The organism is Alteromonas sp. ABV2_168 (genome assembly GCF_056161165.1).
Genome location: NZ_JBSWYQ010000005.1, coordinates 38,141 through 50,962, shown reverse-complemented (window position 1 = coordinate 50,962; position 12,822 = coordinate 38,141). Strand labels below are relative to the sequence as shown.

9 protein-coding genes are annotated in these 12,822 nt (G+C 47.9%); 5 read left to right on the top strand and 4 right to left on the bottom strand.

Going from position 1 to position 12,822, the window contains the following annotated elements:
* Positions 1–153 precede the first annotated feature (153 nt).
* The gene (locus tag ACXAH4_RS09310; RefSeq protein ID WP_474844398.1) at positions 154–2,589 is read left to right on the top strand and encodes a TonB-dependent siderophore receptor; all 2,436 of its coding nucleotides are present in this window, start codon (positions 154–156) and stop codon (positions 2,587–2,589) included.
* A 105-nt stretch (positions 2,590–2,694) separates the two neighbouring features.
* The gene (locus ACXAH4_RS09305) at positions 2,695–3,753 is read left to right on the top strand and encodes a purine nucleoside permease (RefSeq protein ID WP_474844399.1); all 1,059 of its coding nucleotides are present in this window, start codon (positions 2,695–2,697) and stop codon (positions 3,751–3,753) included.
* A gap of 90 nt (positions 3,754–3,843) precedes the next feature.
* Here the strand turns inward: ACXAH4_RS09305 and ACXAH4_RS09300 are convergent, their stop codons facing one another.
* Positions 3,844–4,845 carry an adenosine deaminase gene (locus ACXAH4_RS09300; protein ID WP_474881632.1) on the bottom strand — a complete coding sequence of 334 codons (1,002 nt, stop codon included), beginning with the start codon at positions 4,843–4,845 and terminating at the stop codon, positions 3,844–3,846.
* Positions 4,846–5,202: 357 nt separating this feature from the next.
* Between ACXAH4_RS09300 and ACXAH4_RS09295 the strand changes: the two genes are divergently transcribed.
* On the top strand, positions 5,203–6,534 hold the full coding sequence (locus tag ACXAH4_RS09295) for an NCS2 family permease (protein ID WP_474844401.1): 1,332 nt from the start codon (positions 5,203–5,205) through the stop codon (positions 6,532–6,534).
* Between the two features lie 63 nt (positions 6,535–6,597).
* On the opposite strand, the gene ACXAH4_RS09290 is transcribed toward ACXAH4_RS09295, so the two are convergent.
* Positions 6,598–7,041 carry a RidA family protein gene (locus tag ACXAH4_RS09290; protein ID WP_474844402.1) on the bottom strand — a complete coding sequence of 148 codons (444 nt, stop codon included), beginning with the start codon at positions 7,039–7,041 and terminating at the stop codon, positions 6,598–6,600.
* 135 nt (positions 7,042–7,176) lie between these two features.
* Between ACXAH4_RS09290 and ACXAH4_RS09285 the strand changes: the two genes are divergently transcribed.
* Both ACXAH4_RS09285 and ACXAH4_RS09280 read left to right on the top strand, forming a co-directional pair.
* Positions 7,177–8,586 (top strand): ABC transporter substrate-binding protein, encoded by a 1,410-nt coding sequence (locus tag ACXAH4_RS09285; protein WP_474881630.1) that lies wholly within the window; start codon positions 7,177–7,179, stop codon positions 8,584–8,586.
* A 5-nt stretch (positions 8,587–8,591) separates the two neighbouring features.
* Positions 8,592–10,778: an ATP-binding protein gene (locus ACXAH4_RS09280; RefSeq protein ID WP_474881628.1), complete on the top strand. Its 2,187-nt coding sequence runs from the start codon at positions 8,592–8,594 to the stop codon at positions 10,776–10,778.
* Between the two features lie 33 nt (positions 10,779–10,811).
* Here ACXAH4_RS09280 and puuE read toward each other — a convergent pair whose 3' ends face one another.
* Together puuE and ACXAH4_RS09270 are read right to left on the bottom strand one after the other, a co-directional pair.
* Positions 10,812–11,732, bottom strand: a complete 921-nt coding sequence (gene puuE, locus ACXAH4_RS09275) for an allantoinase PuuE (RefSeq protein ID WP_474881626.1) — start codon at positions 11,730–11,732, stop codon at positions 10,812–10,814.
* A complete protein-coding gene (locus ACXAH4_RS09270) occupies positions 11,729–12,382 on the bottom strand; it encodes a TetR family transcriptional regulator C-terminal domain-containing protein (protein ID WP_119501618.1) in 654 nt (217 codons plus the stop codon). The genes puuE and ACXAH4_RS09270 overlap by 4 nt, the downstream gene beginning before the upstream one ends.
* Between the last annotated feature and the right edge of the window lie 440 nt (positions 12,383–12,822).

The following is a 12,822-nucleotide window of genomic DNA, read 5'->3' as shown; positions in this document are numbered from 1 at the left end:
AATAATAACCATAAAATAAATATAAAAATCAATAACTTAAACTTAAAAACCTTCTTGACCAATCGGACAACTTATTGGCACTTAATGTGCTTCTGCTGGTCTGGCAACGTTTAAGCCGCCCGTAGAGGCTGATTACTAAAACAGAGGAAAAACATGAAACACACTCTTTTTGCGGTATCTCCGCTTGCTAAAGCCATTGCATTTGGCCTGGTTTTAGCCCCGGCGTCGGTATTTGCTCAGGAAGCAAATACCCCCTCCGATGAAGAAGTTGAAAAAATTGAAGTGACCGGTTCACTGGGCAGCTTACCTGGCCAGGACGTTGAAGCCGTATTCGGTTTCGGTAAATCAATTTTAGAGACACCGCGTTCGGCTTCAACCATCAGCTCTGAGCAAATGGAGCGTTTCAATGTGTCAGACATTGATGAACTTGTGGCCTTCGCACCGGGTACATTCACCCAGTCATTCTTCGGTGTTGCAGGTTCACTGGATGTGCGTGGTAACCCGGGTGAAGCTTATTTCCGTGGCATGAAGCGTCTTGATAACCCGGGTAACTATCCGACTCCTATCGGTGCATCAAGCCGTATCGATATTGTTCGTGGTCCTGCTTCCCCTATCTACGGCCCGTCTAAAATTGGTGGTTACCTGAACTTTAACCCTAAATCAGCCCGTGCATCATCCGGTCAGTATCTGGATGCACCTACCGGCGCTATGTCGTATACCCACGGAACATGGGATAAAAGCATTGTAACTGCTGAAGTTGGCGGTCCGGCTTCTATCGCAGGCAAAGAAATGGGTTATTACGTATATGGTGAAGTTGAGAATTCAGGAAGTTATTACGAAAATTCAGCCACTGATCAATCTATCCTGCAGGCTTCATTCAACATTGATTTAACTGATAATCTGCGTGTTGAATTCGGTGGCATGTACCATAAGTACGATGGTAACCAGGTAGCAGGCTGGAACCGCCTGACTCAGGAACTGGTAGACAACGGTACTTATATTACCGGTACTGCTCAACCTCTGGATACAGACGGTGACGGTTCTATCTCCCATGAAGAATACGGCGCAGTGAATCTGGCGGGTAACAGCTTCTTCTATGTACCGGCAGCTTCTTTCACTGATTCAGAAGCCACAGAGTTGATGGCGCTGGAAAACGTGGGTACTACCACACTAAGTGGTTCACAAACGCTGGTAGCGCCTGACGACCAGCTGGTCAATGAAGCCAACACCTTCTATTTCGATGTTATCTATTACGCTGACAGCTGGGAAATTAAGAACCAGTTTTTCTACGACGGCTATGACAACATCAACGAAAATGCCTACGGTTTCTCTCAATTCCACGACAGCTGGGTAATTGAAGACAAAGTAGTATTCTCTACGGAATATGAAACCAACTCACTGCTTGCACAGTTCCAGGTATCGCCTTCAATCCGCTATACCGACTTCCTGCACGGTGATGATTTCACTTATGAATATTTCAACCGTCGCGATCTGACCATGCCGTCTTCTGCACTGGACCGCCGTTTACTGGCAACCCGCAGTGGCATGAACTACGACAACTATGACGAAGGTAACTACCTGGACTTAGGTTTTGCAGCAATGACAGACCTGACCTGGGACTTCGGTCTGAACATCGTATTGGGTCTGCGTTACGATACCATCGATATTGAATCTACTTCACGACAGGATCTGTTACTGCCGGGCGCCCGCCTTGAAGGAAACGAAGGCACACCGGTGTATGAGGAAGAAACCGTTGATGGCGTATCCTGGAACACCAGTATCTCATACACTACCCCATGGGGCCTGATCCCGTACATTACTGTGGCTGAACAGGCGACACTGGTTGCCGGTCAGGGTGCTGAAATTACCGTGGGCCAGCTCAACAATGCTGATGGCAGTGGTGCATTTGACACGTCAGATCTGTTCGAATACGGTATTAAAGGTTCATTCCTGGACGACAGCCTGTATTTTGCATTATCTGTATATGAGCAGGAACGTACTGACTACAACAGCCAGGCCATCGTAACAAATGCGACAACTCACAACGAAGGTGTCGAGTTAGAACTGCGCTGGGTAGTCAATGAAAACCTGGTTGTTTCTGCCGGTTACACCAATGTTGAAGTTATCAACCTGACTGCCCGTGAAAATGGCAGCCAGTTTGGCTTCCTGGGCCTGGAAGATCTCACCGGTCTGGAAGATCCTTCACTGGTACTGGGTGGTAACGTTATCGGCCTGAACCTGGTTGGTGAAGGTACAAGCAACCCGAAAGCCAAGAAAGCCGGTATTCCGGATAACATCTACACACTGACAGCCACCTATGACTTCCAGAATGGTTTTGCCAGCAGTGTCAGCATCATTGATGCAGATGAAGCACCTTCCGGTTTCTCAGGTTCAGTGATGTTGCCAGCCTACACGCTGGTGAACGCAGGTCTGTCATACCAGACAGAGCAGTGGGATATTAACTTCACTGTTAAAAACTTAACGGATGAGCGCTACTTCCGCGCGAACTTCCCTGACCTGTTCGGCAGCCAAATCGTCTTGCCTGAACTGCCTCGTCACTTCAACGTGAAGTTTGGTTATAAGTTCTGATCAAACTGACACGTACCGCAACGGCATGCATTCGCATGCCGTTTTAATATGTGCAGTACCTTCAATTTATTCTGAGGCGATTGCTGCATCAACAAGGAGTTATTTGTGAAAAATACTGTGTCAGCCATCCTTGGTTTCTGCCTGCTCAGTCTTACCACCCTCAGCCACGCTGCTGCCCCGTTAAAGGTAAAAGCCGTGGTCGTTACGATGTTTGAAATCGGTGAAGACGAAGGTGACAAAGCCGGTGAATTTCAAATGTGGAAAGAACGTTATGGCCTGGATACCCGTTTTCCTTTCCCCCAGTCTTTCCACGACATCTACGCCAATGAAGATAAAGGTGTGCTTGCCATCGTAACAGGTATGGGCACAGCACGTGCTTCTGCAGCCATTATGGCACTGGGGCTGGACCCCCGTTTTGACTTAACCGAAGCCTACTGGCTGGTTGCCGGTATTGCCGGTATGGATCCGCAGGACGGTACAATCGGATCCGCAGTCTGGACACGCCATCTGGTGGATGGTGATCTTGCCCATGAAATTGATGCCAGAGAAATATCCGCTGACTGGCCTTCAGGCTATTTTCCCTTATTCGCTAACGGCCCGCAAACCGATGCTGGCCGCCCGGCTGTTAACGGCGAAATGTACAAGCTGAATACCGGTTTAAGTGAATGGGCATTCAATATGACGAAATCGTTGAAACTCATGGACACTGAAGCCATGGCTGAATTGCGTGCACGTTATAAAAACTATCCCAACGCGCGGACCACGCCAAAAGTCATGATCGGTGATCATCTGGCGGCTTCCACTTTCTGGCATGGTAAACTGCTGAATGACTGGGCTAACGACTGGGTATCATTATGGACCCGTGGTGAAGGCAACTTCATGACTTCCGGTATGGAAGATACTGGCAGTTACCAGTCGATGATTTATCTGGACCGTGCGGGTAAAGCCGACAAGAACCGTTTTATGGTGTTGCGCACGGCAAGTAACTTCACTATGCAGCCGGAAGGACTGACCGCCGCAGAGAACCTGGCGATGGAACGTGAAAACGGCGGCTATGCGGCAATGGTACCGTCGCTGGAAGCGGCCTATCTTGCTGGCAGTACAGTGATAAATGAGTTGGTTGAAAACTGGGATAAATATCAGAAACACATCCCGGGAGAATAAACGGCCCGCTAAACCTGAACGTCAGGCAATAAAATGAAAAACGGCGCAGTCATTACTGCGCCGTTTTTGATTGTTGATCCCGCTGTCGTGCTACTGCACTGCATCCACTGTATTATGCCAGTGAAGTTTTTCTTCCTCAGACAGGAAACTGGCCGTAAAACTGTTTTTCACCAGCTTACGTAACTGCTCTTCATTCATCCCCAGTGCAGATTCCAGTGCGTCAAAGTTCTCATTCATGAAACCACCGAAATACGTAGGGTCATCAGAATTCACTGTTACCAGCAGTCCTTCTTCCAGTAACGACAGAATATTGTGCTTCGCCATATCATCTATGACACACAGTTTCAGGTTACTCAGCGGACAAACTGTCAGGGGGATTTGCCTGTGTTTGATGAGCGCCAGCAGCTCGTCATCTTCGCTGCACCGCACACCGTGATCAATCCTGTCGATATTGAGCAGATTGATAGCTTGCCAGATATACTCAGGCGGCCCTTCTTCACCGGCGTGGGCAACGACTTTAAAACCAAGGGAGCGGGCCTGACTGAAAACCCGTTCAAATTTTTCAGGAGGATGTCCCAGTTCCGAACTGTCCAGACCCACAGCATCAATATTGTCGTACCAGGGCTCGGCATCCTGCAATGTCTGAATGGCCGACTCTTCACTCAGATGGCGTAAAAATGAGAGGATAAGTTTCACACTCATTCCCCAGCCTTCCTGCGCCTCCCTGATGGCTTTCAGGAAACCCGTCATAAATGTCCGGTAAGATACATGACGTTCCGTGTGAGTTTGCGGATCAAACATGATCTCAGCGTGAACAATGTTTTCTTCCTTACATTTCAGCAGGTATGCCATCATCAGTTGATAGAAATCGTCCTCAGTACGCAGCACATCCGCACCGGCGTAATACAAGTCAAGAAAGCTCTGTAAGTCTGAAAACTGATAAGCAGCTTCGATATCCGCAACAGACTGATACGGCAATTCTACGCCATGGCGTTGTGCCAGCTCCCACATCAGAGACGGTGACAATGTACCTTCGATATGTAAATGCAGTTCTGCTTTAGGCAGTGCACGGATTAACGTTTTTAGCGACATAATGGATTTTCCTCTCCGTTGGCATAACGGCAATGCACGGAGTATTTTTTCTTAGCGGTTTGCACCAAAATAACACACTATTGCACTCGTGGTGCAACTTCACCTTTTGTCGTGACAGTATTGTATCTGTAACAACTGAAAATTTGCTACAATCCCGCCCCTTAAGTTTATGAAATGCCTGCTCCTTTCCGGCACCGCCTTCCATAAACTTCCGGCAAATCAATCACTGGCCGGACTGCACTACTGTATCAAGCTGAAAAGCAAGCACAAAACGAACCATTTCTGACTAAGTGGTCAGGATTTTGCTTTATCCGGCTTCAGATAATACGCATAAATAGAATAATCCGGGGAGACCCCATGTCACACGCTTTATTAGAACGCCTGTTTAAGCTGCAGGCACATGGTACAAATGTTAAAACCGAAGTCATCGCCGGTTTAACAACCTTTGCTGCGATGTCTTATATTCTGGTCGTAAACCCGGGCATTCTGGGGCTGAGCGGTATGCCCGTAGAAGGCCTTATTACTGTTACCGCCCTCGCCGCGTGCGTGGGTAGTTTGCTGATGGCTGCCATGACAAATTACCCGGTGGCACTGGCTCCCGGCATGGGCCTGAATGCGTTTTTTACTTTTACCATTTGTATGGGTCGTGATGTCCCCTGGGAAGCGGCGTTGGGTATCGTATTCTGGAACGGCATCTTGTTCCTTCTGCTCACCTTGACCGGCGTCCGGACGAAGGTTGCAGAGGCTGTGCCGCCCTCACTGAAAGTCGGCGTGCAGTGCGGTATCGGTCTGTTTATCGCTTTTATCGGATTAAAAAATGCCGGTCTGGTGGTGGATAATCCGGCGACGTTCGTCAGCTTAGGAGATTTATCCGATCCTGCTGTACTACTTGCTTTTGCCGGTATTCTTCTGACCATCGTGGTAGTAATGCGTAATGTTACAGGGGGCATTCTGCTCTCTATCATTATTCTTTCCGTTGCCGGTGCGTTCATCCCGTCCGGTGACGGTTATCTCACCAACCATCCCGATGCTTTCTTTGGCATGCCGGATCCTATTGACGATACTTTCTTTGCTATGGATATCTGGTATCCCATCGAACATTTTGGTGAAACCTGGGACCTGATTTTTGCATTAATGTTTGTAAACATGTTCGACACTATCGGCACCCTCATCGGCGTGTCCCGACGTGCAAATCTGCTGGATGAAAAAGGCAAATTGCCTAAAATTGGCAGTGCGATGACCGCTGATGCGACCGCCAGTGTAGCCGGTGCAGCACTGGGTACATCACCGGTCACCAGTTATGTGGAGTCGGCTGCGGGTGTTTCCGCAGGAGGCCGGACAGGTTTAACTGCCATCGTTACTGCACTGTGTTTTCTGTTAGCGTTATTCCTGACTCCGCTGATGAAAGTCATCCCTCTCATGGCAACGACACCGGCACTCATCATGGTGGGGATCCTGATGATGGATTCCATCCGCCAGCTTGATTTCGATGATCTCGGCGCTTTGGCAACCGCTTCCGTAGCCTTGCTGGCAATGCCGCTAACATTCAGTATTTCAGAAGGTATTGCATTGGGATTCATTACCTATGTGGTCACCATGGCCGGCAGTGGCAGATACAAAGAAGTGAGTAAAATAACCTATATTCTCGCGCTGGTTTTCCTGCTCAGATACATCTTTGATTTGAAATAAAAGAAAAAGGAGTCCCTCTGCGGACTCCTTTGTGTTCTCAGCCCACCGTCGCGGGCAACGCGTTTATTCCATGTGCTTGTAGCCCATACATTCCACTTCCAGCATAGCTCCCATCGCCAGACCGTCAGCGCCGAAAGCGCTGCGCGCAGGTAACTTGCCTTTTTCAAAGTAGGTGACGTATACCTTGTTAAAGTCTCCCCATTGATTGATGTCGTCAATCATTACCGTGCATTTAAAAATATCATTCATCGTCAGGCCGGCAACCGCTGCCGCCGACTTAACATTATCCATGACCTGGTGGGCCTGCGCCGTCATGTTATCGGCCATTTTTCCTTGTTTATCCAAAGGGAGCTGACCGGACAGATACACGGTGTTGCCCACCTGAGTGGCAACAGAGAAAGGCGCATCCGGCGATGCAGAGGCAAAACGGGTAATACCCGCTGCCATGGAACTGGTTACCAGAGGAAGAGTGAGAAGTAAGGTGACCAGACTGCGAGTTTTAAACATACATTTTCCTTGATGAAATAGAAGTACTGTCAGCTTTTAATTAAACCTTATCTAAATAAACTTTTAATTTTTGATAAGTAGAACTATGTTTAAAAGTTAGCAACAGGGATACAAGTCAAACAGACAGGATTAATCGTGCAGTGCAAAAATCCGGGAGCAGGTACATTCATCAAATGTGAATACATACCGTTTTTTATTCCGTCTTTTTTATTATTTCTGATCTGTTTACCATTCTTTGCACCGGCACAGGATGCAAAGATTGCGCCTTCTGCAAACAACATCGACCTCGCCCCTCTGAGAATCGCTTTACTCATCCCTGACAGCACCCCGTTCTGGAACAGAGTTGCCAGTATAAGCAGGCGGGCCGCTACTGATCTGGGAATTGAGCTTGCCATTTATCCCTACGCTCTGTCGGCTGATAAAATGCGTGAGCAAGCTGAGAAAGCCCTCAACAGCAATGTAGACGGTCTGATATTCCAAGTGTGGACTGGTGCCGAAAAAGACGTGTTAACTCTGGCTGAAGCACACAAAGTACCTTCAATTTTAATTAATAACCGCATGCAGGATACAACCCTTAAGCCCCGCAAGCAGTTCCGGTATTGGATTGGCAGTATTACGGCCGACGACTATTCCATTGGCGAGCGATTAACAAGTGCTCTTACCCGGCATACACACCTCCATCGCAAACGCGATACCCACCGGATACTCGCCATTGGTGGTGACCCTGTTGATGCATCGTCCTCCCGCCGCCTGAGTGGATTAGATGCATACGTTGCCAGACATTCAGAAATCACCCGCGTCCAAAAAGAATATGCTTACTGGAGTGACGAAGAAGCAGGCCGGATATTTGAAGAAGCGTGGCTGAATGACCCTAATATTACGGAAGTTTGGTGTGCCAGTGATCTTATGGCAAAAGGCGTGGCGGATAAAATAGCTGAAATGGGGATCGCTGACCCGCCGGCAGTCGGCGGTGTCGACTGGGATACACCAACGGCTGACTATCTCGAATCAGGCCAGATAGTGGTCAGTATAGGTGGTCACTTTATGGATGGCGCCTGGGCAGTGGTGATGTTGCATGATTATCTTAATGGAGTGGATTTTGACAGCCAGAGAATTGAATTTGATTCTTTAATGATTACAGCGACACCGGATGATCTCACCCGTTACCTGCCCTTTTTTCAACTGCAACCGGACGGTATTCATTTTGACGGTCGCTCACTGATCAGAAACCCGCGCCTGATCAGCCACGATTTTACCATCAGCGAGATCCTGAACACAGATGCCGTTTCAGAACCGCTCCGGCTGACTGACCAGGAAAAAGCATGGTTAACGGCAAATCCGGTGATAAACGTTGCAGGTGAAACCAACAATGTGCCATTCAATTACACAGATGAAAGCAACAACAGCACAGGTTTTGCCATTGAGTTGCTGCGCTATGTGGCCAGCCAGACAGGTTCGCAAATTAATATAATCCGCAGTGACAGCGCCGAATACCTCAAAGAGGCTACCGCTAAGGGGCTACCGCTAAGGGGCAAATCCATGTGATGCCGGTGATAAATCCAAAAGATACCCGGCCCGATAGTCTGCTGCTGTCCGACAGTTATTTGTCTTTATCGCAGTATTTTTTTTCAAGACCAAATACAGCGCAAATAAGTCGTCTGCAGGATACCGGAAACCGCACACTGGCAGTACCTGAAGACGATGAAGTCCTTGCGGCCCGTGTATCCCTGTTCCCTGAACTTCGCATTATCGAAGTGCCGGATTTAGAGGCAGCCATTATGGCTGTTTCCTCAGGACAAGCGGATCTGCTAGTCAGCAATTATGCATCTGTCGCCTGGTATCTGGACAAACATTTTATCTCCAATATTAAAGTGAATGGTCTTCTGACTGAAAATGGCCATGCGGAACTTCATATGGCTGCCGGTCCTGAGGCCGCACCGTTTATGCAGGTTGTGAATAAAGCCCTCGCCACAATGCCAGCCAGTACGCGCAGTGCGCTGATTTATAAATGGCTGAGAGAAAACTCCAACGATTCATTTTATGCCGTAAAGCAAATCAGCCTGACAAGAGAAGAGCGTGACTGGTTAAAAACCAAAGACACCATAAGGTTAGGCGATGACTTTAAAACCCGGCCGTTAAGCTTCCTTAACAAAACCGGAGACTTCAGTGGTTTAAGTGCAGATTTCATCCGACATTTTACTCGCCAGTTAGGAATACCGGCAGAACTGACCATAACTAAAACTGGTGTGCCGGCAGAGCAGCGTCTGAAAGAAAAGTCTCTGGACATCATGCCGGCTCTGATTAAACCTCTGCAGCCTGCCACAGATATCCTTTATACCGATCCGTACTTGCTTTTTCCTGTGGTCATAGCCACCAGCACCAGTCAACCGCCGGTAAACAATCTGTGGCAACTTGCCGGAAAAGAAGTAGGCATTACGAATAACCATCTCGCAGAGAAGCTGGAAAAAGAGCACGCAGACCTCACATTCAGACGCTTTAAAACAACTGGTCAGGCGTTCTCTGCGCTCTCAGCCGGTAAGATTGATGCTGTACTGGGCAATCTTGCGGTGATCAGTGCAGCAGCGGCTGACAGCGAAAATCAAAGCTTTGCAATAACCGGAGCCACTGGTTATGCAGACGAAATAGTCATTGGCGTAAGAAGTGACTGGCCTGAATTTGTCAGCATGCTGAATAAAGCCATTGCTGCGATGGATATGCAGGAACGGGAAGCGATAAAGAATAAATGGCTGCGTGTGAACGTTGAGATCGGCACCGATACCCTGACCATTGTTATGTGGGCGCTGCCTGCCACTCTACTGGCCTGCTCTGTCATCTTTTACATCTATTTGTCGAATCGAAGGCTGAGCCAGGCTAAAGCCCAGATATCTGCCAGAACGAAAGAGCTGGAGAATACGAATCAGTCTCTTGAAGACACACTGTCAGAACTGAAATTTTCACAAAAACAGATGCTTGAACAGGAGAAAATGGCATCGTTAGGCAGCCTGGTCGCCGGCGTATCTCATGAAATTAATACGCCCCTTGGCATATCGGTAACGGCAATCAGTCATGTTGAACACCTCCTCGCAGAACTTGAACAGCGTTTTGACAGCAACAAGGTGACCAAAACCTTCATGCAACGGTTTATCAAAGAAGCGCAGGAAGGCAGCCTTGCCACGTCACTGAATCTATCCCGTGCAGCAAACCTGGTAAAAAGCTTCAAAAACATCTCTATGGACCACAACCAGGATTCAGTGAGAACCATTGAACTTGACCAGTATCTCAATGAAGTCCTCACCTCGTTACAGCCGCAGATCAAAAAGTCCGGTCATGAAATCGTATCCGGTTGCGCAGAAAATATTGTCAGTGAGACCAGACCCGGTGCCATCGCACAAATTCTGACAAATCTCATTATGAACTCCCTCACCCACGCCTTTTCATCTAATGAAAAGGGCATGATTACACTGCATGCCAGACAAATTGGAAGCACCATTGAGCTGATTTACAGTGATAACGGCTGTGGTATGAATGAAGAGCAGTTAAAGCGCATCTTTGAGCCTTTCTTCACCACCAAACTGGGTGCTGGCGGCAGCGGGCTTGGCGCCCATATTATTTACAATCTTGTCACCAATGCTCTTCAGGGGACAATAAAAGTGGAAAGCTCTCCGGGTATGGGAGCCAAATTTGAGATTTGTTTTCCGGTCAGACTGAATCAAACAGATAACGGCGTTACAGACTGAAGCGGTAAGACGCCGTTATGCAGTCACAACACTTTAATCTCCGCGGTACGGAAAGTGTGTTTGCCAGTGTTTTGCAATCTCTTCCCGCGTTGCCAGCCATACCTTGTCGTGACTTTGCACGTATTCAATAAACCGCTTCAAAGCTGCCATACGGGCCGGACGACCCACGATACGGCAATGCAAGCCGATGGACAGCATTTTAGGCTGGCTGGCGCCTTCTTCGTAGAGAACATCAAAAGCATCTTTCAAATATTCAAAGAACTGCTGACCACTGTTAAATCCCTGCGGCGTGGCAAACCGCATATCGTTGGTATCCAGCGTGTAAGGCACCATCAGCAGCGGCGCACCGTTTTGGGTATCGTAGTAGGGCAAATCATCCGCATAAGAATCTGCGCAGTAGAGAATATCATCCCGCTCTGCAATCAGCTTTAACGTGTTGGGGCTGGTGCGGCCTGTATACCAGCCTGCAGGTTTTTTGCCGGTGAGTTTTTCATGCAGGTTTACCGCTTCTTCAATTTGCGCCCGCTCGGTATCAATATCCATATCCTGAAAATGAATCCAGCGCATGGCATGACTGGCGATTTCCCAACCGGCATTCAGCATTGCCTCAACCGCTTCCGGATGACGCTCCATTGCCATCGTTACGCCAAATACAGTGACCGGTACCGCTTTCTCTGTCAGCAACCGGTGCAGACGCCAGAAACCCGCCCGGCTGCCGTATTCATAAATAGATTCCATACTCATGTGGCGGTCAGGATACGGCTGCGCACCGACAATTTCTGACAGAAAAATTTCTGAATGGGCATCACCGTGAAGCACGCAGTTTTCACCACCTTCTTCGTAATTCAGGACAAACTGTACTGCAATTCTGGCTTTACCCGGCCACTGTGGATCAGGAGGATTGGTACCATAGCCTTTCAGATCACGGGGATAACTGTTGCTAACATCACTCATGCTGTCACAATCCTGTATTTTTCCGGTACCGTTAAACCACAACCGGTTAACGTAACGGTTACCAGATGTCTGGTGGCTTCTTCAAAATCTGCTTTTTTCATTTTCGCGCCGCGAAGACGGGTAATTTGCGTTGAAAAGTCAGCGTAGTGCTGGGTGCTTGCCCAGATATTGAAAAGCAGATAATGGGGGTCAATGGCCTGCATTTTCCCCTGCTCTGTCCAGGCTTTCAAAATAGCCACACGACCGGCCATCCAGTCGCTGTGTTCATCATCAAAATAGTGATTCAGGTTTGGCGCACCATTGATAATTTCCATGGCAAAAATCTTCGAAGCCAGCGGGTGTGTTCTCGATAACTCCATTTTTTCGGCAATGTAATCTGCCAGCATTTGCGCAGGATCATCATCTGCAGTGGCTTTATCGAAACTGGAATTCCATAACGACATGGTTTCCTTGAGGACTGCCAGATAAAGTTCCTGCTTGGACTTGAAGTAATACAAAACATTGGTTTTAGGGAGTCCTGCTTTATCTGCTACCTGCTGAACAGATGTCCCTCTGAATCCCTGAGCAGCAAATGCTTTCTCTGCTGCTGCCAGAATGATCGCCCTGTTACGGGCTCCCACACTGGCATCCACTTTTGATGCTTGAGTCATGACGCCTTTTTGTTCCTTTTGAAATGGTCAAACCTGACTATTCAGTCATAGTGCCACAGTTGCTTAAATCAGTGATAAATTTTTCATTTATAGAATATTCTTGCGCGTATAAAACATTGCGCATACATCTTGCAGCGATTTTTAAAACAAAGGTCAGACGGGCTTTGTAAGGGTGAGTTAAATGCTGCGTACTCATTTTTTAAACAGCTTCTGAACAGCAGTTTGTTAACAGAACCTGATTTTTAGCCGCTGGCGATACGCTGACTAAAGAACAACCAACTTTGTTGGCACGCACTATAAAAGTGCACAAAATCGTGCAAATTGCACCGCAAAAATACACGCCACTCGCAATGGCCTTTTTTTAACACAAAAATCTGACCATATGGTCTACTTTTTAATTTAGAATACAGATATAGTAATGCATTCAAGCATTTTGAAAT